The sequence below is a fragment of the Rugamonas sp. GW822-FHT03B10 genome (genome assembly GCF_058801745.1).
Genome location: NZ_JBXANP010000001.1, coordinates 625994 through 647770, shown reverse-complemented (window position 1 = coordinate 647770; position 21777 = coordinate 625994). Strand labels below are relative to the sequence as shown.

Below are 21777 nucleotides of genomic sequence, written 5' to 3'. Positions count from 1 at the left end.
CCCCACCATGCGTTTTGCTTTGCCCCTCGCCGCCTTGCTGGCGGCCGGCGCCGCGTCAGCGGCCACCCCTGCCCCTGCCGCCGCCCCCACCCCGATCACGCTCGACCAGGCCATGGCCAATCCCGACTGGATAGGCACGCCCGTCGAAGCGGCCTGGTGGGGCTGGGACAGCCGCCGCCTGTACTTCAAACAAAAGCGCGGCGGCTCGCCGCTGCGCGACATCTGGCAGACGGGCACGGGCGCGCCCACCGTCGTCGACGACCAGCACCTGGCCGCCATCGACAGCCCGGCCATGGTGTACAACCGCGACCACACGCGCGCCATCGAGCTGCGCAACGGCGACCTGTTCGAGCGCGACCTGAGGACCGGCGCGCTGACCCAGATCGTGCGCGGCGGCACGCCGGCCGCCGCGCCCCAGTACGCGGCCGACGGCGCCCACGTGCAATTCCGCCTCGGCCAGGACTGGTACAGCTGGAGCCGCGCCGAACGGCTGGTGGCGCCCGTGGCCCAGCTGCGCACCGTCAAGGATCCGGACGCCAAGCCGGCGCCGGACGCCCTGCGCGACCTGCAGTTGCGCCTGCTCAGCACGCTGGCGCGCCAGAAGCAGGAGCGCGAGCAGCAACGCGAACAGGACCAGGCCCGGCGCCGCGCCGACGCCACCCGCGCCCCGCTGCCCGTCTACCTGGGCGACCAGGTCGACATCAGCGGCAGCGCGCTGTCGCCCGACGGCCGCTACCTGCTGGTGGTGACGACCCCGCGCGACGCCGCCAAGGCGCCACGCGACAAGATGGCCCGCTTCGTCACCGAATCGGGCTTCGAGGAAGCGGTCGACCAGCGCCAGCGCGTGGCCCACGACGGCCCCGTGCCGCAGACGCTCAAGCTGGTCGACCTGGCCACGCGCAGCGTGCGCGATTTACCGTACGACAGCCTGCCCGGCATCGCCACCGACCCGCTGGCCGAGCTGCGCGCGGCGCAGAAGCTGCCGGCGCTGAAGGGCAACCGTCCGGTGCGCGTGGACCCCGACGATGGCGTGCTGCAATGGAGCGCCGACGGCAGCCGCGCCGCCGTGATGGTGCGCGCCATCGACAACAAGGACCGCTGGATCGCCACCGTCGACCTGGCCCGCGCCGCGCTGGCCAGCGTGCACCGGCTGACGGACCCGGCCTGGATCAACTACCGTGGCAACCACTTCGGCTGGCTGCCCGACAACAGCACGCTGTGGTACCAGTCCGAGGAAAGCGGCTATTCGCACCTGTACACGCTGGCCCCCGGCGGTCGGCCGCGCGCCCTCACCGCCGGCGCATGGGAAGCGAGCCAGCCCGAATGGACGGCCGACGGCAGCCAGGTCTATTTCGTCTGCAACCCCAAGCTGCCGGGCACCTATGAAGTGTGCGCCACGTCCGTCAAGGATGGCGCGCTGCGCGAACTGACGGCGCTGGGCGGGGTGGAGAATTTCGCGCTGTCGCCGGACGGCCGCAAGGTGCTGCTGCGCTACTCGGCCAGCTACCTGCCGCCGCAACTGGCCACCGTGCCGGCCACGGGCGGCGCCCCCACCGTGCTGACGGACACGCGCACGCCCGAGTTCAAGGCCCGCCACTGGATCGCGCCGCAACTGGTGGCCGTGCCGTCCACCCATGGCGCCGCGCCGATCTGGGCCAAGCTGTACCGCCCGGCCCAGCTGGAAGCGGGCAAGCGCTACCCGATCGTCATGTTCGTGCATGGCGCCGGCTACCTGCAGAACGTCAGCCAGCGCTACCCGAACTACTTCCGCGAGCAGATGTTCCACAACCTGCTGGTGGAAAAAGGTTACATCGTGCTGGACATGGACTATCGCGCCTCGGAAGGCTACGGCCGTGCCTGGCGCACGGCCATCTACCGCCAGATGGGCCACCCGGAACTGGAGGACTACCTGGACGGCGTGCAATGGCTGGTGGCCCGCCACCAAGGCGACGCCGGCAAGGTCGGCATCTACGGCGGCAGCTACGGCGGCTTCATGACCTTCATGGCCCTGCTGCGCGCGCCCGACGTGTTCAAGGCCGGCGCCGCGCTGCGTCCCGTGACGGACTGGACCAGCTACGAGCATGACTACACGTCCAACATCCTCAACACCCCGGAACTGGACCCGCAGGCGTACAAGATCTCGTCGCCGATCGAATACGCCGACCAGCTGCGCGGCCACCTGCTGATCGCCCACGGCATGGTGGACGACAACGTGTTCTACCAGGATTCGGTGCGCATGGCCCAGCGCCTGATCGAGCTCAAAAAGGACAACTGGGAACTGGCCAGCTATCCGATGGAGCGGCACGGCTTCGTGCAGCCGGAAAGCTGGTACGACGAATACCGGCGCATCTACCAGCTGTTCGAGCGCACGCTGAAATAAGCGTCGCGGCATCGGTGTGGCGGCGTTGAAAATTCACCCTTGACGGCGCCCCACACCGGCCTGCTATAATTGCGGCCCTTGGCCTGGTAGCTCAGTTGGTAGAGCAGAGGACTGAAAATCCTTGTGTCGGTGGTTCGATTCCGCCCCGGGCCACCAAGAACATCCTTGATGAAACGCCCACTCATGTAAGTGGGCGTTGTTGTTTCTGGTATTCGTAGTCCTCGGCGCCGGTCTATCTCTGGTCCCCCCCCCTCTCTGCACAATATCTTCTCACCTTTGTCTTAGCCGGTCATGCTACGTGCAGGGCCGCCAAATTTTGCCCCCCCAACTAAGGCCAAACAAATTGTGAAATCTGTCGAATGTGACTACATGTTGTCTTCATGCCTACTAGGGTGCATAATTCCCTTTCCGAGATACAAGTTTTTGTAGCAACCGCCCAATACCCTTAAACGACTTAGTGGATAGCTTCGATATGACAAATCAAAGTAGTAACGAATGGGGATTCGTCGTTCGTCATTTAGAATCCGTCGAAACCCAGAATTATCTTCGTTCAATTTTACGCCAGGATACATGCGTACCATTCATTGGTGCAGGTTTTACCGGAGGCGAAAAGGCTCGTACCGAAAAGGTACCTAGGGGAGCCGAATGGATGAAGATAATGCGCCAACAGATCGAGGCGTCGGCCGTTATAGAAAAGCCATCCCCGGAAGAGTTGGTAGGATTTGGATTCCAAGAACTTTCAGACATCTACTTTCGAGAAAATATTGTTTCTCTAAGCGTCATTAAGGAAAGCGTCAACGCTTTTTTTACAAAAGTAGAAATTGATGATGCTTCGAAAAAGAAATTTCTGGAAATTGACTGGCCCTACGTATATACATTGAACATAGATGATGGGATCGAACGCCTGATTGATGGAGTTAAAGTTTTACCATACAAGCCATTCTCACGGTATTCAGACCGACGGTATGTGTACAAGCTGCATGGTGATGCCGAAGATGTTTTGACTGCAGCCAATCGGAATGAACTACAGGTTATTTTCGGAAAAGCAGATTACATCAAAAGCCTTGATAAAAATCAGTATCTAATCAGCAATTTAACAAATGACTTTTCGGAAAAAAACATCCTGTTCATCGGCTGTAGCTTGAGCGACGAACTGGACATATCTTTCGCGCTTGCTAACGTTCGTCCGGAAGACCGAGTTCCGGGGAATGCGCGAATTTTTGTCACATCAAACAATCCAACGGGTTACGCGGAGAAGAAAAAACTCAAATCCTACGGGATCACCGATGTTATTGTCGGCGACTATTCCATGTTCTACAATTTAGCGGCGTCTGCCGCTACCTCCGAGCAAGTCCGCCGCCCGGCAATTGACAGATTCGTTTTTCCAGATAGCGCAATCCCATTTACAAACGACAAATTTGCAGCCTACCTTCTGCAGAGTGGCTGGAAACATGGTGACTCCCCGTACGCAGTCTCTATTGCTAGGACAGTCGAATCTTCAATCCACAAGTGTTTAGATCGGCCACTCGTCGTCCTATGCGGCCGCCGGTTCTCAGGAAAGACGACTCTCCTATATAGGGTGCTTGCGGAGGCGCGCACCCGTCAACGCTTCCTAATTCCGTCGCAGTCGTCCATGAACGACAAGACATTCAACGACATTTTCGAAACCCAAGATGCGATCATCGCGATCGACTCGGGCGCGCTCCATCACGATCAACTTAGAGTTCTAGCCCGCAAAGCAGACAAGCTACGAGAAAATAACGCAACTGTGCTGTTGGCGCTGTCTAGGGCCGAGTTAAATGCGCTTGGCAGCAACTATATTGACGAGGCCATCGAAATTGATGCTCGCTTTAATTTCACCGAAATAACAGATATTAATAAACTATTGGACCCATTAGGGTTTCAGCGATGGAACGCACCTGACAGCATTCTGGATAATATCTTTTTCCTCGGATCATCTCCCGTCGTCAATAGCGTGTTGAAGTCCCGGACCAAGCTGGATGAACGAATTGCTGCGATCTGTACTCAGGGACGAAGTGCCGGCCAGATTAGTGCTCCATCAAAATTGGAGTTCGCCACATTGTTCTATCTCGCAGTCCGCCAACGCATGTTTTCCTTCGCCCATCGCACACTCACAAAGCGATATGGACTGCCGTACATGGCGGATACGCATATCGAAGACTTTGCAAGAAAGTGGGCACCATTCATTGAATGGGAGTCCGCAGATTCGGTCAGTAGACAGGCTGAAAATTCAAGCAATGTAATAATATGCAATTCATACGCCTGGACCCAGTTTGCACTTAGAACCCTTTCAAATAAGCTCGGACTGGACGACACTGCGGCATTTATTGTCGAACTGTATTCCGTGATAAGAACTGTAGACGATGGAGCGTTTCAATTAATACTATTTGACAACCTCAATTCAGTATATGGAACGAAGGCACTAAACGAAAAGGATTGGGGAGCACGTGTTATCACAGCGGTCTACGAAAAACTCGCCCCTATCTGTGCCCAAGAACCCGACTACTGGCTCCAGCGCGCCAAGGGCACATACTACCTATCAAACAACCCAGATGAAATACGTATCGGAATAGCTTACTGCGAAAAGAGTATCGTAGAAAAGGCGCAAAAAACTTGGGTCAACGCGAAGCTCACTAAGGCGAACTTACTCGGAAAACTGTGCGACGTTACCGATTTCCGCAGCGATGAAGACCTTTCAAGGGCCATTGCAGCATACGTTGAGGCAATTGGCGACCGGCACTTGAACCCGACCTATATTGACGACCTGCTTCGGAAAAACAGGCACGGGAAGGGCTATATGAACAAAGTCTGTGCCGCCGCACGTACCCGAGCCGCGTTGCTGAAACAAAAGCACGACATTCGCTTTATCGAGGAATACGCCAACCGATAATTTTCGCATATAAGGCACCTTGGAGGGTGGGGGAACCGAATTCGGGCCGGTGGAAGAAATATCAGTTGCTGCGACGGATGAAATTGCAAAGCGGCTTCTTGGGCCTCAATTACCGCTTGTGAAAAATGGTGATGAGGTCGGACCGCACATCGCCCAGAATTCAGGCGGACTGTCCGGCGCCTGTCGCTCGACTAACACGACAGCGACAGGAAATCTGTTCTGCACGGTTTCCTGAACGACTTCCGCGGCGCAACGATTTTGCCGTCTCCAGCTTCGCCTGTCTATGCCCGGTTCGCAGGTCCGAAAAACCCGCTCCGATCACACGATACCAGCGCTACCCCAAACCGCTGCATCGCAGATCTACCGGACGGGACCGAAGAATCCGATACGCCAACGATTTCTTTAAATGATTCCGCGAACGTCGTCAGACTCAGTACTTAACGAATGCGACGAGTTCCGTGTTTGCGCCTGCTGTAGAGCCTTGTTTTGAAAATCCTCGTGTCGGTGGTTCGATTCCGCCCCGGGCCACCAAGAACATACCTCAGGAAACGCCAACCATCGCAGGTCGGCGGTTTAGTTTGCCAGGTCAGCAATGACCGCGGCAGCCATGGAGCGCAGTGCCGCCATCACGCCGGCAACCCGGCCCGGCGCAGGCCGTCCGCCAGCGTAGCAAGATTCTCAGGCTTGTGGATAGGCAGCCAGTCGGTGAGGTTAGCCAGGCGCAAATCTGGGGCCAGCTGGCGCAGCTGATCCATCACCCGCCGCGCGTCGGCCGGCCGCCCGGACAGCGCCTGGCTGGCCGCCAGCACCGCCGCCGCCAGCAGGAAACTCGGCAGCTCGCGGTACGCCTGCTCGGCCCATGACGCGGCCGCCTCGTAGCGGCCCAGGAACAGCGACGCGGCCGCCATCCCGGCTTGCATCCGGTACAGCTCGGGATCCAGCGGGCTCAGGCGCATGGCGTGCTCGAAGAACTCGATGGACGATACCGTTTCCCCGTGCCAGAGCCGGAGGAACGCGCCCAGGAACCACGCGGACGCAAGATTGGGGTTGAGCAGCAGGGCCTTGTCCAGCAGGGCGATGCCGCCATGGTAGTCGCCGGCCAGATGGGCCAGCGCATGCCCGCTCCGGGTCAGCGCCACCGCGTCCTGCTTGCCCAGTTCCGCCGCGCGGCGCGCCAGCCGTATGCCTTCCGCGCTCTCCTGCGCCGGATCATCCATCCAGTGGTTGAGCTTGCGCCAGCAGTACAACCAGCCAGCCATGGCGTAGGCCGACGCGAACTCCGGGTCCGCCTCCAGCGCCTGGTAGAACAGCGGCAGCGCCAGCCCGGCGCTCTCCTGGGTTCCGGTGTGCAGCTGGGCCATTCCCCGCAGGTAATAATCGTAGGCGTCCAGGTTGCCGGTCGCCTTGAGCCGGGCACGCTCTATCTCCGCCTGTTCCAGCTGCGGCGCGATCGCCCCGACCACGCTCTCGGTAATCTGGTCCTGCAGCGTGAAGACGTCGCCGAACACTCCTTCGAAACGGCCCGCCCATTGATGGCCGCCGGTGGTGGCGTCGATCAGTTGCCCCGTGACACGGAACCGCCCTGCCGCCTTGCGCCAGCTGCCGGCCAGCACATAGCGCACCCCCAGTTCGCTACCGATGCGCTTCACGTCCACGCTCCGGTTCTTGTAGGTGAAGCTGGAATTGCGCGCCACCACGAACAGCCAGCGGTAGCGCGACAGCGCGGCGATGATGTCTTCCACCACCCCGTCGGCCAGGTAGTCCTGCCCCGCATCGCCGCTCAGATTCACGAACGGCAGGACCGCGATGGACGGCCGCTCAGGCAAGGCCGGAGCCGGAGCCGGGGCCGCCGCTTGCTGCGCCGGCCCGCCTTCGCGCTGCGCCAGGCCGGCGTCCGCCCCATCATCGGCCAACCGCACTGCGGCGGTGAAACGGAATCCCTTGCGCGCCATGGTCCGGATCACGCGCTGCTGCTGGCCGTCGTCGCCGACGGCCTTGCGCACCGCATTGATGTGGCTGGCCAGCGTCGATTCGGAAACGATGCGTCCGTCCCACACGCTGTCGATCAGGTTCGCGCGGCTCACCACGCGTTCGCGCTGACTGGCCAGATAGGCGAGCAGGTCGAAGACTTTGGGCGGCAACGCCACTGGCATCTCGGCCCGCTTGAGTTCACGCCGGTCCAGGTCGAGCTCGCAATCTTCAAACACCAACAACATCGGGGTTCCTTCTGGATGAATATCCAAGCTAAAGGCAATTGTAACGCAAGGGCCCGCCAAAGTATTTCCGCCAGCGCCGCCGCATACTGGCATCTCAAGTCCCCGCCAGCCGTTTGGCGCGGACATCCCCCCTACAGGAGGTCAACATGAAAATCGTCGTTATCGGCGGCACGGGCCTGATCGGCTCCAACGTGGTCAACCGGCTGCGCCGGATCGGCCATGAGACACTGGCGGCATCGCCGCGCTCGGGCGTCAACACGCTCACCGGGGAAGGCCTGGCGGCCGCCCTGGCCGGCGCCGAGGTGGTGATCGACGTCGCCAATTCGCCCTCGTTCGAGGACCAGGCCGTGCTGGAATTCTTCGAACGATCGGGCCGCAACCTGCTCGCGGCGGAAGCCGAGGCCGGCGTGCGGCATCACCTGGCCCTGTCGGTGGTCGGGGCCGGCCGCCTTACCGGCAGCGGCTACATGCGGGCCAAGGCTGCCCAGGAAGCGCTGATCAAGGCCTCCCGCGTTCCTTACACCATCCTGCTCGCCACGCAGTTCTTCGAATTTGTCGAAGGCATCATCCAGGCCGGGACGGACGGCGACACGGTCCGGCTGTCGCCGGCCCTGTTCCAGCCGGTCGCGGCGGACGACGTGGCGGCCGTCCTGGCCGATCTTGCGGTAGGCGCCCCGCTGCTGGACGCGGTCGAATTGGGTGGACCGGACCGTTTCCCGCTCGACGAATTGGCGCGCACCTTCCTCGCCGCGCGCGGCGACCCGCGCACAGTGATCGCCGACGTCCACGCGCGCTACTTCGGCGCCGAACTGGACGACCGTTCGCTGGTCACCGGCGAGCACGCCCACATCGGTCCAACCCGGTTCCAGAACTGGCTGCTGCGCCAGCCGGCACGCTAAGCCATCCCATTTCCCAACACCTAAGAGGTCTCACCATGTCGCAACGTATCGATTACATGAAGCAATCCCCGGAACTGTTCAAGAAGTTCGTCGAGTTCAGCCTTGCCCTGAAACAATCCTCCATCGAGGACTCCATCCGCGACCTGGTCGACGTCCGGGCCTCGCAGATGAACGGCTGCGCCTTCTGCGTGGACATGCACGTCAAGGAGGCCACCCAGCACGGCGAGCGCGCGCTGCGGCTGCACCATATCGCCACCTGGCGCGAGTCCAACCTGTTCAGCCCGCGCGAGCGCGCTGCCCTGGCCTGGACCGAGTGCCTGACCCAGCTTTCCCCGCTCGGCGTGCCGGACGACATCTACCAGCGCGTGCGCGAGCACCTGCCGGAAAAGGACCTGTCCGACCTGACCTTCCTGGTCATGTCGATCAACGCCTGGAACCGCGTCAACGTCGCCTTCCGCCCCGAACCGGGCGCCTTCGACAAGGCGTTCGGCGTGGACAAGTCCGGCTTATAACCGGCAGACAAGGAGCAAGCCATGAACAAGCTGAAATACATGCTGGTGCTGCTGCTGGCGGCCGGCACGGCCAGCGCCCAAGCCGCGCCCCCGGAAGCGCAGGTGACGCCGCTGATGAACAAAATACTGGCCGACTATCCCGGCAAGGAGGCGACCGTCATCACCGTCGACTATGCGCCCGGCGGCGAAAGCCCGATCCACAAGCACAATGCGCATGCCTTTGTGTATGTGCTGGAGGGGTCGATCGTGATGGGGCTGCGCGGCGGCCAGACCGTCACGCTGAAACCCGGCCAAACCTTCTACGAAGGCCCGGCCGACATCCACACGGTATCGCGCAATGCCAGCAGCACGGAGCCGGCCAAATTCCTGGTCTTCCTGCTGAAGGACAAGGCCGCGCCCATCGTGCTGCCGGCGAAGTAACCTGACGCGGCGCGCCCAAGCGCCGCACCAGAACGAGGCAGCCGCATCCACCATGGTGCGCGCTGCACCTTGCCGCGCCAGGACCCTGCCTCGCCGCACCGGCGCGGTGCCCCGTTTCGGCCGCCACGCCACAAGGCCCGACTCTTGCTTAGTGATGGATGACAGTCATTTCAGCCCCGCGAAATGCGCGACCAACCACACAAAAAACCAAGGATAGGGAAAACAACATGGCATACCTGGCACCTTCAGAATTCGTCACCAAGATGGTCGACGCGGGCGAGTCCAAGATCTACATGGCCACCCGCGATGCGCTGATCCGCGCCTACATGGCCGGCGCCATCCTGGCGTTGTCGGCCGTGTTCGCCGTCAACTGCGCGGTGCAGACCGGCATCCCGCTGGTGGGCGCGCTGCTGTTCCCGGTCGGCTTCTGCATGTTGTACCTGCTGGGCTTCGACCTGCTGACCGGCGTGCTGGTGCTCACCCCGCTGGCCTGGCTCGACAAGCGCCCCGGCGTCACGCTGCGCGCCGTGCTCAAACACTGGGGCGTGGTGTTCGTTGGCAACTTCCTCGGCGCGCTGACGGTGGCCGTACTGATGGCCATCGTGTTCACCAACGGCTTCCAGACCGAACCGAGCAAGGTCGGCATGACCATCGCCGGCATCGGCGAGGCGCGCACGCTCGGCTACGCCAAGTTCGGCGCCTACGGCATGCTGACGCTGTTCGTGCGCGGCATGCTGTGCAACTGGATGGTGTCGACCGGCGTGGTCGGCGCCATGATCTCCACCTCCGTCAGCGGCAAGGTGATCGCCATGTGGATGCCGATCATGCTGTTCTTCGCGATGGCGTTCGAGCATTCGGTGGTCAATATGTTCCTGTTCCCGTCGGCCATGTTGATGGGCGGCCACTTCTCCATCCTCGACTATCTGATCTGGAACGAGATTCCCACCGTGCTGGGCAACCTGGTGGGCGGCCTGGCCTTCACCGGCCTCACGCTGTACACGACCCACGTCAAGACCCTGCCCAAGCGCGCCCTCAGGAAGGCGGCCTGACCTGACCCCGATGCCGCGGGCCGGCCGCCTGGCCGCCCGCCGGCTGCGCCATCCATGTCCAATCAACTCGCCATTTCCACCGGCCAGCACTCCAGCAAGGGGCGCAAGGACGTCAACCAGGATTTCCACGGCATCTACCTGGCGCGCGGCGCGCAACTGACCGGCAAGGGCATCGCCATCGCACTGGCCGACGGCATCAGCGGCAGCGACGTCAGCCAGATCGCCAGCCAGTTCGCCGTGACCGGCTTCCTCGACGATTACTACTGCACCTCCGACGCATGGAGCGTCAAGACCTCGGCCGAACGGGTGCTGGCGGCCACCAATGCCTGGCTCTACGCGCAAACCCAGCAGGGACGCGGCCGCTACGACAAGGACCAGGGCTACGTCTGCACGCTGAGCACGATGGTCATCAAGTCGGCCACCGCCCACCTGTTCCATGTCGGCGACACGCGCATCTACCGCCTGCACGGCGCCGTGCTGGAGCAGTTGACGGTCGACCACCGCGTCCAGGTCGCGCCCGGACAGAGTTACCTGGGCCGCGCGCTGGGCGTGGACGGCCAGCTCGACATCGACTACCGCACCGTCCCCATCGAGGTGGGCGACCTGTTCGTGCTGGCCACGGACGGCGTCTACGAGTACACGGACGGCGCCGCGATCGCCGCCGCCATCGCGGCCACGCCGCAGCAGCTGGACCTGGCCGCGCAGGCCATCGTCGAGCAAGCCTACCAGCGCGGCAGTCCGGACAACCTGACCGTGCAGCTGGTGCGGATCGACGCGCTGCCCAGCCCCGAGGCGGACGAGCTGGTCCGGCGCCACGCCGCCCTGCCCTTCCCGCCGCTGCTGGAAGCGGGACAGCTGTTCGACGGCTACCGGATCGTGCGCACACTGCACGGCAGCAGCCGCAGCCACATCTACCTGGCGCACGATGGCGACAGCGGGCGACCGCTGGTCATCAAGGCGCCCGCCGCCGACCTGCAGGGCGACCCGGCCTATGTCGAACGCTTCCTGATGGAGGAATGGGTGGCGCGCCGCATCCACAGCCCGCACGTGCTCAAGCCGGTGCCGGACGAGCGCCCGCGCAACTTCGTGTATCTGCTGACCGAATTCATCGAGGGCCAGACCCTGGCGCAATGGCTGCACGATCAGCCGCGCCCCGGGTTGCCGGCGGTGCGCGCCATCGTCGAGCAGGTGGCCAAAGGCTTGCGCGCCCTGCACCGGCTGGACATGGTGCACCAGGATCTGCGCCCGGAAAACATCATGATCGATGGCGCCGGCATGGTCACCATCATCGACCTCGGCGCCGCCAGTGTGGCCGGCATCAGCGAGTACGCCGGCCCCGACGAGGGTTCGCCCGCGCCCGGCGCGCTGCAATGCATGGCGCCCGAGTATTTCCTCGGCGAGCCGGGCAGCACGCGTTCGGACATTTATTCGCTGGGCGTGCTGGTCTACCAGATGCTGACGGGCACCCTGCCGTACGGCGTCGCCGTGCCGAAAGCGCGCACCCGCGCGGCCCAGCGCAAGCTGCGCTACGATCCGGCAACGGACCGCAACCGCGACGTGCCGCCCTGGGTGGACGAGGCGATCAGGAAGGCCGTGCATCCGGATCCGCTGCGGCGCTACGACGATGTGGCCGAATTCCTGTACGACCTGCAACAGCCGAACCGGGCCTTCCTCGCCCGCAAGCGCCCGCCGCTGATCGAACGCCATCCGCTGGCGTTCTGGAAGGGGATGTCGTGCATGCTGGCCTTCGCGCTGCTGCTGAGCCTGGCCTTCAGGGGCCACTGAGGCGCGCGTTGTGCGGTTCTGATAACATCGGTCGCATCACCGACTGTCCTATCAAGCCATCCACGGGAGACGCTCACTTGAACGACCCACACTACTTGCACGGCAGCTGCCTGTGCGGCGGCGTCGCCTACCGGGCCGCCTTGCCGGTGCGCGACGCCAGCCATTGTTACTGCATCATGTGCCAGAAGCAGCATGGCGCCGCGTCCGGTTCCTACGCCAACGTCGGCAGCGCCGGCTTCGCGTTCGAACGCGGCGCCGACCTGGTGACGGAATACGCCTCGTCCGACCATGGCCGGCGCGGCTTTTGCCGCGTGTGCGGCTCCACGCTGTTCTGGCGCAGCACACAGGCGCCGGATCGCATCGCGGTCACGCTGGGCACGCTGGAGCCGCCATACGACGGCCCCGTCGAGCGTGAGCTGCACACGGACAGCAAGCCGACCTGGTTGCCCACGCGCTAAGCAGGACGTTCATCGGGCACCGGCGGCGGCCACCGGGTGGTTGCGGCCAGCCGCCATCCACCGGGCGGGCCGCCGCGCGCCTCACCACATCAGATCGTCGGGAATCTGGAACGCAGCATACGGATCGTCGGCATCGACCTCCGTGCTGCTCTTGTTGACGCGCACCACCAGCGCCGCGTCGCGCTCGGCGATCTTGTCGGCGATCACGCGCGGCACCAGTTCCACCCCGTCCTCCAGGCAGACGATCACCAGCCGCCCCGCCACCAGGTGCTCGCGCACTTCGGCCGAGACGTGGATGCGCTCGATCTTCGTGCCGTGGGTGTAGTTGTAGGCGATGTCGCCCTTGCCCTTGTTCTGGCGGTTCTTCTGCACCATCTGCACGATCTGCGCGTGGATCGCCTTCTGCGTGGCCGCCTCGTCGCGCTGCGCGTTCAGCTCGCGCGCGCGCTCGGCGTTCTTGCGCTGGATTTCCAGCGCGGCCAGGCGCGCCTCGTCCACGCTCTGCGTGCCCGTGCGGCGCTCCTCCTTCTTTTGCTTGCTCTTGTCCTGATTGACTTTCTTGACCTTGTTCTTGTCGACCAGGCCGGCCTTTAACAACTGCTCTTGCAGAGAAACCATGCGTGCCACTCCGAAAATGAGAACAGGCGGCCCAACGTGTCGCAGGCCGCCGCGAAGGCGATAGCATAGCAAACCGGCGCTAACCGAGCTCGAATGTCGTGACGCCGTACTGGCGCGCCATGTCCATCGCCGGCGCGCCCCGCGTGTACATGCGCGCCGTCTCGAAGCATGGCCGCAGCTGGTGGCGCGCGGCCAGCGACATGGCGGCCGGGTTGGCCTCGGGCACGTCGAGGTAGACGGGCACGCCCGGCGTCACCTGCCCCAGCAGGTTGAGGAACAGGGTCTCGGCCTGCACGGCCGTGTCGGCGAACAGCGGCCCGATCTTGTAGCCGTTGCGGCACGGCCGCAGCACGGCATAGGCGGCCACGCCCTGCTCGCCCGGGATGCCGACGGCGATGCAATCGGGCTGCGTGATCCAGCATTGCAGGAAACGGCTGCGCTGATCGGGGAAGCAGCGGCGGTCAAATTGGTGCACGGCGTCGAGCGGCAGCGAGGCCAGCGGCACCGCCTCGTTGTCGACGGCGGGCCGGCCGCAGGCCTCGTAGCGGATGTTGCGGTGGGCCAGCTGGAAGCCGGATTTGACGTAGTTGCCCTGCTGGGCCAGCACCCCGTCCAGCCCCACGTTGCGCCCCGCCAGCCGCGCCATGCCGGCCCGCCACAGGGCCATGCCGTGGCCGCGCCCGCGCCACGCGGGCCGCACCAGGTAGCCGCCGATGAAGCCGAAACCGGTGCCGTATTGGATGGCGAAAATGCTGGCCACGGGTTCGCCGTCCACCACGCCCAGCAGGAAGCCGCCCGGATCGGCCGCGTGGAAGCAGGCGGCGTCGTTCAGGCCGGGATTCCAGCCCTCGTCGGCCGCCCAGTCCAGCACGGTGTCCAGTTCCTGCGCGTGCATGGGGCGGATCAGCATCGGTTCAGGCGTCATCCTGCGCTCCCGTGGCGTGCGTCGCTCATGGCCACACTCTAGGCCAATTCGCGCGATGGCGCCATTGCCGCACGCCATCACCACTTTCCCCGGCGCGCCGGATGCCTTGACTTTGGCCCGCCGCGCACTAGGCTGATCTGATCGGCTGCTCCCGACACGACCATCCGCGACTGGCGCGGGGCGGACGATGATCAGGAGAAACGCCATGAATGCACTAGAGAACAAGCAACTGGTGATGCAGGGCTACCAGCTGTTCCAGAGCGGCGACATCCGCAAGCTGATGGACCTGTACCACGACGAGGCGGAATGGATCAGCCCCGATTCCGAATACACGCCCTATGCCGGCAGCTTCCACGGCAAGCAGGGCATAGGCCAGTTCTTCGCCAAGCTGGACGCGTCGGTCCAGGCCGTCTATTTCCAACCGCGCCAGTTCATCGCCGAGGGCGACACGGTGGTGGTGATCGGCGACGCCACCTGGATCGCCAAGCCCACCGGCCGCCGCTTCGACAATCCGTGGGTCCACGTGTTCACGATGAGGGACGGCAAGGTGTCCCGCTTCAGGGCCTACCACGACACGGCGCCCGGCGACCGCGCCTTCCACCCTGAACTGGCGGGCACCACCGCCAGCATGCCGCTGCACCACTGACGGCCGGCGCCGGCGCGGGCGGCACGCGCACGCCCGGCGCCCCGCCCCGCCGGCCCCGGCCGTTGCGCCGCCCCCCCCACGCACGCTGAAGGCGCGCTCCTGCTACACTGCCCGTGCCGCGCGCGCCGCTCCCGGCCGCGCATGGCGCACCGACACACGCCTTCAGGAACCCCACCATGTTGAATTTCGAATACTACAATCCCACCAAAATCGTCTTCGGCGCCGGCACCACAGCCGCCCTGTCGCGGCTGGTGCCGGAAACGGCCCGCGTGCTGCTGCTGTACGGCGGCGCCAGCGCCGAGAAGACCGGCACGCTGGCCGATGTGCGCGCGGCGCTGGCCGGGCGCGTCGTGCATGAGTTCGGCGGCATCGAACCCAATCCCAGCTATGAAACGCTGCAGCGCGCCGTGGACCAGGTGCGCGCCGACAAACTCGACTACCTGCTGGCCGTGGGCGGCGGCTCCGTCATCGACGGCACCAAGTTCGTGGCCGCCGCCGCCGTGTACGACGGCGACGCGTGGGACGTGGCCAGCAGCCGTGGCAGCGTGGTCCAGCGCGCGCTGCCGTTCGGCGCCGTGCTGACGCTGCCGGCCACCGGCTCGGAAATGAACAACGGCGGCGTCGTCACGCGCAAGGCCACCCACACCAAGCAGCCGTTCCGCAGCGAGCACCTGTTCCCCCAGTTCTCCATCCTGGACCCGACCCGCAGCTACACCCTGCCCCTGCAGCAGGTCGCCAACGGCCTGGTGGACGCCTTCGTCCACACCACCGAGCAGTACCTGACCTATCCGGCGCAGGCGCTGCCGCAGGACCGCTTCGCCGAGGGCTTGCTGCAGACGCTGGTGGAGATCGCGCCGCGCGCGCTGGCCGCGCCCGACGACTACGACACGCGCAGCAACCTGATGTGGGCCGCCTCGCTGGCCCTGAACGGTCTGATCGGCGCCGGCGTCCCGCAGGACTGGGCCACCCACATGATCGGCCACGAGCTGACCGCACTCTACAACATCGACCATGCGCGCACGCTGGCCATCGTGTTGCCGGCCCTGCTGCAGGTGCGGCGCGACAGCAAGCGCGACAAGCTGCTGCAGTACGGCGCGCGCGTATGGGGCATCACGGACGGCGGCGAGGATGCGCGCATCGACGCGGCCATCGCCCGCACCCGCGCCTTCTTCGAAAGCGTGGGCATCCCGACCCGGCTGGCCGACTACGGCCTGGGCCAGGAGGCGGTTGAGGCCGTGCTGGCGCAACTGGCCGCGCACGGCATGAGCAAGCTGGGCGAGCGGCGCGACATCAACCTCGAAGTGAGCCGCGCCATCCTGCAGCACGCGCTGTAAAGGGAACCCTGAAATACTGTCGATGCTCCCCCGGAGTAACGACTTCCCGCGCAGGGGGAATCCAGGCATTGCCTGAATCCCCCCCTATAAGCCGCCTATTCAGATGCTCAGTATGGATTCCCGCTTGCGCGGGAATGACGTGGCTTTTGCGTGGGCAAACACGTTCAACGCGCCCGGGGTTTTGTGCATAGCAAAACAAGTTGTTCGGCAGATAGATTGACTGCCGCACGGCAGGCTGCAATACTGAAACGGACGAGCGTGCGGCATGCCGCATGCAAGTCGATACCCCCACCCATCACGGTGACCGCGCGGTGACCGGCGCGGTGGGGCAGATTGCTGCTTCATGCCCGCGTGCCATGACAGAACTACGAGCCTCGCTCAAAAGCCAGCACAAGTTTTCGCTCAACTGGAGCTACCTGAACGCGATCGCCAATGGGGTGTCGGCCATCGACCTCGGCGCGCTGGCCTTGCGCAACCTGCACGACGCGCGCCAGTTCGTGCGCGAATACGGCTTCGACCTCGACCAGCCGGCCGCTCCCGCCCACATCGCCCGCGTGCACCGCGAGGCGGTCGAGTTCATCGCCCACACCTTCCTCGAACCGAGCCAGGCCCAGCTGATCCCGGCCGCCGTGGCCACGCCCGCCGATCCGCTGCAATTGCTGGTGTACGCGTCCATGCGCGGCCAGCAGTCGGACTTGCTGCGCATGTGGTCGTGCGCCGTGCTCAAAGTCATGCACGGCATCTTCTACCTCGAGAACAACCTCAAGCTGCGCCACTTCGCCACCATCCGCGAGCAGGTGTTCGCCAGCCTGGATGAGGTGATCCACCGCGACGACGACGACCACCATTTCCTCACCGACGGCGACACCTGCCTGCCGCTGCTGCACTACGAGCGCAAGAACAACAAGGGCCGCCACAGCATCCTGCTCAAGCTGTTGCAAAAAGCCGGCTACCTGGCGGCCGACATCTACGACCACCTCGGCGTGCGGCTGATCTTCAACACCCGCTTCGAATGTCTGCTGGCGCTGCGCACGCTGCAACGGGCCCACCTGCTGTCGGTCACCAACGTGGACGCCCAGCGCACCCGCAACACGCTGCTCGACATGGACGCCGCCAAGCAAGTGTTCAGCAAATACCGGGCCGTGCTCGAGCACAGCGACGGCTACCCGGTCGAGCTGCTGCAGCGCATGGACGCGGAGATGGAACAACTGGCCAAGCCGCAGACGCGCAGCGACAACCCGCACAGCGGGGCCGGCTTCAACAGCATCCAGGTCACGGTGCGCAAGATGATCCATCTGCAGCCGGACCCCGGCGCCGACAGCGGCGATTACGATGTAGGGTTCTTCTTCGAATATGAGATCCAGCTGATGGACAAGGCCAGCCACGAACGCAGCCTGAGCGGCCCGGCCAGCCACGCGGCGTACAAGCGGCGCCAGGTGGAGACGGCCCGCCTGCGCGTGCTGGGACGGGCCCTGCACGACTGGATCGCCGCCTGCCAGCCGCCGCTGGCCGCCACCCCCGACGCGGACGCCGCCCCCGCCATGCCCGCCGCCCCGATCTCCGCCCTGACACATTGACGCGCGGCGCGCAGCGCCGGTGTGATCAAATTGACACAAACGTGATCGCCGCATCATTCGTTGCTGCATCGCACCATGCTAGAATCGTTGCATCCTCATCCACTCCATGGAACAGCAAATGAAACGTGTGATCTTCAATCAGAAGGGCGGCGTCGGCAAATCGACCATCGCGGTGAACCTGGCCGCCATCGCGGCGCACCAGGGCAAGCGGACCTTGCTGATCGACATCGATCCACAATGCAACGCCAGCCGCTACCTGCTGGGCCAGGCGGCCGGCGAGGTGGCGCCGACCATGGGCGCCTACTTCGAGCAGCTGCTGAGTTTTTCCATGTTCGCCAAGGCGGCCAGCCAGTACGTGCACGAGACGCCGTTCGAGAACCTGTCGGTGATGGTGGCGCACCCGGAACTGGGCGACCTGCAATCGAAGCTCGAATCGCGCCACAAGATCTACAAGCTGCGCGACACGCTCAATGAACTGAGCAAGGACTTCGACGAGATCTTCGTCGACACGCCGCCGGCCTACAACTTCTTCACCCAGTCGGCGCTGATCGCGGCCGACAGCTGCCTGATCCCGTTCGACTGCGACGACTTCTCGCGCCAGGCGCTGTACACGCTGGTCAACAACGTGGCCGAGATCAAGGCCGACCACAATCCGGCGCTGGAAATCGAAGGCATCGTCGTCAACCAGTTCCAGCCGCGCGCGCTGCTGCCGCAGCGGCTGGTGGACGAGTTGAAGCAGGAAGGCTTGCCGGTGCTCGACAACAAGCTGTCGAGCTCGATCCGCATCCGCGAATCGCACGACCGCAACCTGCCCATGATCCACCTCGACGCGCGCCACAAGCTGAGCCAGGAATTCCTGGCCCTGTACGAGGAATTGCAGGCGGCGTGAAGCGCGCCGTCAGCCGGCCGACACGCCTTCCCACGCCGTGCGCGGCGACGCCGGCAGCGTGAGCTGCTCGGGCGTCAGCGCCCGCATCACCGGCGGCCCGGCCTCGTCCCCGGGCGCCGCCACGTCGTCCGGCGCCACGTTGTCCGGCACCACGTCGTCCGGCGCCGGGTCCAGTTCGCGCAGCAGGTCCAGGCACGCCAGCGCGGCCCGGTTCTCCACATCCTTCTCCTCGTGCCAGGCCGACACCGACACGGCCACCACGTTGTAGCCGCGCAGCGCGCGGAACAGCGCGCCCATGTCCGCCAGGCCGGGGCCGGCCTTGACGTGGTACTTCAGGGCCGGCATCTGCGCCTCGGCGTCGATCACGTCGGTGTCGAAGTGCACGTACAGCCGTTCGGATGGCGTCAGGTGGCGCAGGATGGCGCCGATCTCGCAGTGGACCAGGCCCGAGGCGGCCACCGCCTCGGCCTCGCCGGGGTCGAGGTCGCGCGCGTCCGACAGCACGATGCGCTGCTCGGGGAACGGCGTCACGCCCACGGCCGAGCGCAGCGCGCCGATGGCGTCGCGGTTGTCGCGCCGGCGGTCGGGCCGGCCCACCAGCATGGCCAGCGGCATGCCGCCCAGGTAGCGGGTCTGGCTGGTGTTCCAGGTGTGGAAGTCGCCGTGCGCGTCCAGCCACAGGATGCGCTCGGGCGGGCGGCCCGCCTGCTGCAGCCCGCCCAGCATGCCCAGCGACGACACGCAGTCGCCCGAGATGCTGACCGGCACGTCGCCGGCGCGCACGATGTCGCGCACGGCCGCCGCCAGCCGGCCATACACCCTGCCCATGCTGCGCATCTGCTCGCCCCGGTCGGCGATGCTGGTGGCGCGGCATTCGTCGACCTGCACCACCTGCCAGTCGTGGCGGTCGAGTTCACACACGCGGGCCAGGCCGTCGCGCCGCTGGCCCATCAGGAAAGGCACGAGCAGGCGGCGCTTCATGACCAGCCCTCCGGGTCCATGCTGTAGGCCAGCGTGTCCATCATGGCCGCCACCTCGGGCTGGCGGCCCAGCGCCAGCAACGCTTGCTCGCGCTTGCGCCAGCGCTGGCGGGCCGGCTGCTCGGTGGCCATGGTCACCGGCAGCTGCGCCTGCATGGCCATCATCGGCAAGCCCAGATAGCTGGTGACGCGGCCCATGGCGGCCACCGGGTCGGCCAGGAAGTCCTCGAACTTCAGCCGCAGCGCCGGCACCTGCGCGGCCAGCACGGCGCGGTGCGGCGACAGCCACTGGTTCAGGCACACCTGCTCGAGCGGCGCGGCCGTGAACTGGCGCCAGTTGGGCGGCAGGTCGAACTTCCACCAGCGCCGCCCGAACGGCTGCACGTCGGTGTAGCCGCCGATGCGCAGGTCCACCCCGGCCCAGCGCAGGTCGTGCGAGAAGAAGCCGACCGGCGAGCACCAGCCGTCGATCAGGCCGTTGACGGCCTGGGCGTAGCCGCGCGTGAGGTGAATGTATTTGATCTCGGCGTTGGGGAACAATTGCTCATACAGGCCGAGCCGGTAGACGTCGGGTGGGGTCTTGAACAGCAGCACCTTGTTCGCCGCGTCGGTGGCGTCGAAGCGGCGCCGGTGGTGGCGCGGCATGACGAACGGCGGCTCCTCGAGCTTGAGCGGCACGTCGAAGCCGCCGGCCGTGCCGGCGCGCGCCATGCCGTCGTAATAGGACATGCGCCAGCCGTCGTGGCGGAACACCTTGCCCAGCACGTATTCCTGCCAGGCCCGCTCGCCGGCGCAGCGCCGCGCCGCGCCGGCCGTCATGGCCTCGTCCAGCGACTGGGCCAGCCGCCGCTGTTCGGACGGCTCGGCGAACACGGCCGGAAACTGCAGCAGCAGCCGGTTGCGCCAGCGCCGCTTGATCGATTCGAGGTCGGGCGGGCCGTCGTCGGCCACGGTCAGGTCGTCGAGCACGCAGTCGGCCAGCGCGGCCCGGTTGGCCAGCGGGCCGATGGCGTCGCTGTTGCTCGAATAGCCGAAGCCGTTGCCGGTCAGGGCCAGGTAGGGTTCGATTTCGCCATCGAGGGTGGCGATGCCCGGGTGGCGCGCCAGCACGCTGGTGAGCAGGCTGGAGCCGGACCGTGGACTGGTCAGTATCACGGCCACCTGGCGCACGGCGCCGCCCAGTTCGGACGGCGCCACGGCGCGGATCGCATTGACGGCGTCGATCAGCCGGTTCATGCGGGCCGGACCGGCGCGGCGCGCTCGATCAGGTACACGAAGAATTTCTTGACCTCGGCCTTGTCGGCGGCCGCGCTGTCGAGTTCGCGCACGGTGTAGCCGTTGGCCTCGGCCAGTTTGCGGGTCTGTTCGATGGCGCCGAAGCTGGCCTGGGCGAAGTAGATGCGCCCGCCCGGCTTCAGGTAGCGCCCGACCTGCTCGAAGAAGCCGGTGTTGGTCTCGAAATTGGTGTCCCACTGCGAGCGCGCCACCACGTCGGGCGCCGGCTTGTCGCGGAACGGCAGGTTGGCCGTGATCACGTCGAACTGCTCGTCGCCCACGCTCTGGAACAGGTTCGATGCGCGCACCTCCATCACGTCCTCGAAGCCGTGCAGGGCCGCGTTGTAGGCGGCGCTGCGCAGGGCCGACGGGTTCACGTCCAGCGCCAGCACCCGGCCCGCGCCGGCGTAGCACGCGTGCACGGCGATCACGCCCGAGCCGGTGCCCACGTCGAGCACGGCGTCGCCGGGGTCCACCTGCAGCTGGCGCACCAGCGGCTGGCTGTCCGTGAACGGCCAGAACGTGCCGGGGTAGACCATGAACTGTTTGCCCAGGTACTTGATCATGCGCCCCTCGGGCGGGATGGCCTTGAACGCCTTCTGGCGGTTCTTTTGCCAACGGTCGATCTGGGACAAGCCTGCAGCATGTACGTGTTCCATGTCATTCCTTCGCAGTGAGTCACTAGTGAAACTGAAGGGAGCGGCGCCGGCCCGGCCTCGTCGAGTATAGCCAAGGCGGGGCCGGCGCCGAAATGCAGATTAGTTTTAAAATAACATGGAAACGTATCGAAACAGCAACATACTCTTTGCAAGTGACGACCGTTCATGCCGCCCAAACGGCGGTTCGTCACACGGGCAACCGGCCGTCACGGGCGCGCCGTACAATGGGCGGGTGCCATAATCA

The 21777-nt window shown here is 65.0% G+C and carries 18 protein-coding genes and 1 tRNA gene; 13 read left to right on the top strand and 6 right to left on the bottom strand.

Annotated elements, in window-relative coordinates:
• Positions 1-7 precede the first annotated feature (7 nt).
• The 3 genes from AC1RQG_RS02945 (at position 8) to AC1RQG_RS02935 (ending at position 5291) form a co-directional block, all read left to right on the top strand.
• Positions 8-2380 carry a S9 family peptidase gene (locus AC1RQG_RS02945; protein ID WP_493128112.1) on the top strand — a complete coding sequence of 791 codons (2373 nt, stop codon included), beginning with the start codon at positions 8-10 and terminating at the stop codon, positions 2378-2380.
• 80 nt (positions 2381-2460) lie between these two features.
• A tRNA-Phe gene (locus AC1RQG_RS02940) sits at positions 2461-2536 on the top strand.
• Positions 2537-2852: 316 nt separating this feature from the next.
• The gene (locus tag AC1RQG_RS02935; RefSeq protein ID WP_493128110.1) at positions 2853-5291 is read left to right on the top strand and encodes an SIR2 family protein; all 2439 of its coding nucleotides are present in this window, start codon (positions 2853-2855) and stop codon (positions 5289-5291) included.
• A 626-nt stretch (positions 5292-5917) separates the two neighbouring features.
• Here AC1RQG_RS02935 and AC1RQG_RS02930 read toward each other — a convergent pair.
• Positions 5918-7507 carry a winged helix-turn-helix domain-containing tetratricopeptide repeat protein gene (locus AC1RQG_RS02930; protein WP_493128108.1) on the bottom strand — a complete coding sequence of 530 codons (1590 nt, stop codon included), beginning with the start codon at positions 7505-7507 and terminating at the stop codon, positions 5918-5920.
• A gap of 146 nt (positions 7508-7653) precedes the next feature.
• Here AC1RQG_RS02930 and AC1RQG_RS02925 point away from each other — a divergent pair, with 146 nt between their 5' ends.
• The 6 genes from AC1RQG_RS02925 (at position 7654) to AC1RQG_RS02900 (ending at position 12630) form a co-directional block, all read left to right on the top strand.
• On the top strand, positions 7654-8406 hold the full coding sequence (locus tag AC1RQG_RS02925) for an SDR family oxidoreductase (RefSeq protein ID WP_493128106.1): 753 nt from the start codon (positions 7654-7656) through the stop codon (positions 8404-8406).
• Positions 8407-8441: 35 nt separating this feature from the next.
• The gene (locus tag AC1RQG_RS02920; RefSeq protein WP_493128104.1) at positions 8442-8918 is read left to right on the top strand and encodes a carboxymuconolactone decarboxylase family protein; all 477 of its coding nucleotides are present in this window, start codon (positions 8442-8444) and stop codon (positions 8916-8918) included.
• A gap of 21 nt (positions 8919-8939) precedes the next feature.
• Complete coding sequence (locus AC1RQG_RS02915) at positions 8940-9338, top strand: cupin domain-containing protein (RefSeq protein ID WP_493128102.1); 399 nt, start codon at positions 8940-8942, stop codon at positions 9336-9338.
• Between the two features lie 227 nt (positions 9339-9565).
• Positions 9566-10387, top strand: a complete 822-nt coding sequence (locus AC1RQG_RS02910; RefSeq protein ID WP_493128100.1) for a formate/nitrite transporter family protein — start codon at positions 9566-9568, stop codon at positions 10385-10387.
• 54 nt (positions 10388-10441) lie between these two features.
• Positions 10442-12172 carry a bifunctional protein-serine/threonine kinase/phosphatase gene (locus AC1RQG_RS02905; protein WP_493128098.1) on the top strand — a complete coding sequence of 577 codons (1731 nt, stop codon included), beginning with the start codon at positions 10442-10444 and terminating at the stop codon, positions 12170-12172.
• 77 nt (positions 12173-12249) lie between these two features.
• The gene (locus AC1RQG_RS02900) at positions 12250-12630 is read left to right on the top strand and encodes a GFA family protein (RefSeq protein ID WP_493128096.1); all 381 of its coding nucleotides are present in this window, start codon (positions 12250-12252) and stop codon (positions 12628-12630) included.
• Between the two features lie 81 nt (positions 12631-12711).
• On the opposite strand, the gene AC1RQG_RS02895 is transcribed toward AC1RQG_RS02900, so the two are convergent.
• Together AC1RQG_RS02895 and AC1RQG_RS02890 are read right to left on the bottom strand one after the other, a co-directional pair.
• Positions 12712-13248 carry a DUF2058 domain-containing protein gene (locus AC1RQG_RS02895; protein WP_493128094.1) on the bottom strand — a complete coding sequence of 179 codons (537 nt, stop codon included), beginning with the start codon at positions 13246-13248 and terminating at the stop codon, positions 12712-12714.
• Between the two features lie 79 nt (positions 13249-13327).
• Positions 13328-14173, bottom strand: coding sequence for a GNAT family N-acetyltransferase (locus AC1RQG_RS02890; RefSeq protein ID WP_493128092.1), 846 nt, complete (start codon positions 14171-14173; stop codon positions 13328-13330).
• A 205-nt stretch (positions 14174-14378) separates the two neighbouring features.
• On the opposite strand from AC1RQG_RS02890, the gene AC1RQG_RS02885 reads away from it, so the two are divergent.
• The 4 genes from AC1RQG_RS02885 to AC1RQG_RS02870 all read left to right on the top strand — a co-directional run bounded on the left by AC1RQG_RS02885 (position 14379) and on the right by AC1RQG_RS02870 (position 18619).
• The gene (locus AC1RQG_RS02885; protein ID WP_493128090.1) at positions 14379-14819 is read left to right on the top strand and encodes a nuclear transport factor 2 family protein; all 441 of its coding nucleotides are present in this window, start codon (positions 14379-14381) and stop codon (positions 14817-14819) included.
• A 176-nt stretch (positions 14820-14995) separates the two neighbouring features.
• Complete coding sequence (locus AC1RQG_RS02880; RefSeq protein WP_493128088.1) at positions 14996-16153, top strand: iron-containing alcohol dehydrogenase; 1158 nt, start codon at positions 14996-14998, stop codon at positions 16151-16153.
• Positions 16154-16509: 356 nt separating this feature from the next.
• Complete coding sequence (locus AC1RQG_RS02875) at positions 16510-17730, top strand: TIGR04552 family protein (protein WP_493128086.1); 1221 nt, start codon at positions 16510-16512, stop codon at positions 17728-17730.
• Positions 17731-17848: 118 nt separating this feature from the next.
• Complete coding sequence (locus AC1RQG_RS02870; RefSeq protein WP_493128084.1) at positions 17849-18619, top strand: ParA family protein; 771 nt, start codon at positions 17849-17851, stop codon at positions 18617-18619.
• A gap of 9 nt (positions 18620-18628) precedes the next feature.
• Here AC1RQG_RS02870 and AC1RQG_RS02865 read toward each other — a convergent pair whose 3' ends face one another.
• The 3 genes from AC1RQG_RS02865 to AC1RQG_RS02855 are packed head-to-tail and all read right to left on the bottom strand — an operon-like array spanning position 18629 to position 21533.
• Positions 18629-19600, bottom strand: coding sequence for an arginase family protein (locus AC1RQG_RS02865; protein ID WP_493128082.1), 972 nt, complete (start codon positions 19598-19600; stop codon positions 18629-18631).
• Positions 19597-20835 (bottom strand): hypothetical protein, encoded by a 1239-nt coding sequence (locus tag AC1RQG_RS02860; protein ID WP_493128080.1) that lies wholly within the window; start codon positions 20833-20835, stop codon positions 19597-19599. The genes AC1RQG_RS02865 and AC1RQG_RS02860 overlap by 4 nt, the downstream gene beginning before the upstream one ends.
• The gene (locus tag AC1RQG_RS02855) at positions 20832-21533 is read right to left on the bottom strand and encodes a methyltransferase (RefSeq protein ID WP_493128078.1); all 702 of its coding nucleotides are present in this window, start codon (positions 21531-21533) and stop codon (positions 20832-20834) included. Before AC1RQG_RS02855 ends, AC1RQG_RS02860 begins: the two co-directional genes overlap by 4 nt.
• Between the last annotated feature and the right edge of the window lie 244 nt (positions 21534-21777).

Coding starts and splice junctions, on each gene's coding strand:
- AC1RQG_RS02920 (WP_493128104.1), top strand. CDS start 8,442: ATGTCGCAACGTATCGATTACATGAAGCAATCCCCGGAACTGTTCAAG.
- AC1RQG_RS02860 (WP_493128080.1), bottom strand. CDS start 20,835: ATGAACCGGCTGATCGACGCCGTCAATGCGATCCGCGCCGTGGCGCCG.
- AC1RQG_RS02895 (WP_493128094.1), bottom strand. CDS start 13,248: ATGGTTTCTCTGCAAGAGCAGTTGTTAAAGGCCGGCCTGGTCGACAAG.
- AC1RQG_RS02925 (WP_493128106.1), top strand. CDS start 7,654: ATGAAAATCGTCGTTATCGGCGGCACGGGCCTGATCGGCTCCAACGTG.
- AC1RQG_RS02930 (WP_493128108.1), bottom strand. CDS start 7,507: ATGTTGTTGGTGTTTGAAGATTGCGAGCTCGACCTGGACCGGCGTGAA.
- AC1RQG_RS02865 (WP_493128082.1), bottom strand. CDS start 19,600: ATGAAGCGCCGCCTGCTCGTGCCTTTCCTGATGGGCCAGCGGCGCGAC.
- AC1RQG_RS02945 (WP_493128112.1), top strand. CDS start 8: ATGCGTTTTGCTTTGCCCCTCGCCGCCTTGCTGGCGGCCGGCGCCGCG.
- AC1RQG_RS02885 (WP_493128090.1), top strand. CDS start 14,379: ATGAATGCACTAGAGAACAAGCAACTGGTGATGCAGGGCTACCAGCTG.
- AC1RQG_RS02880 (WP_493128088.1), top strand. CDS start 14,996: ATGTTGAATTTCGAATACTACAATCCCACCAAAATCGTCTTCGGCGCC.
- AC1RQG_RS02875 (WP_493128086.1), top strand. CDS start 16,510: ATGACAGAACTACGAGCCTCGCTCAAAAGCCAGCACAAGTTTTCGCTC.
- AC1RQG_RS02890 (WP_493128092.1), bottom strand. CDS start 14,173: ATGACGCCTGAACCGATGCTGATCCGCCCCATGCACGCGCAGGAACTG.
- AC1RQG_RS02910 (WP_493128100.1), top strand. CDS start 9,566: ATGGCATACCTGGCACCTTCAGAATTCGTCACCAAGATGGTCGACGCG.
- AC1RQG_RS02935 (WP_493128110.1), top strand. CDS start 2,853: ATGACAAATCAAAGTAGTAACGAATGGGGATTCGTCGTTCGTCATTTA.
- AC1RQG_RS02855 (WP_493128078.1), bottom strand. CDS start 21,533: ATGGAACACGTACATGCTGCAGGCTTGTCCCAGATCGACCGTTGGCAA.
- AC1RQG_RS02905 (WP_493128098.1), top strand. CDS start 10,442: ATGTCCAATCAACTCGCCATTTCCACCGGCCAGCACTCCAGCAAGGGG.
- AC1RQG_RS02870 (WP_493128084.1), top strand. CDS start 17,849: ATGAAACGTGTGATCTTCAATCAGAAGGGCGGCGTCGGCAAATCGACC.
- AC1RQG_RS02915 (WP_493128102.1), top strand. CDS start 8,940: ATGAACAAGCTGAAATACATGCTGGTGCTGCTGCTGGCGGCCGGCACG.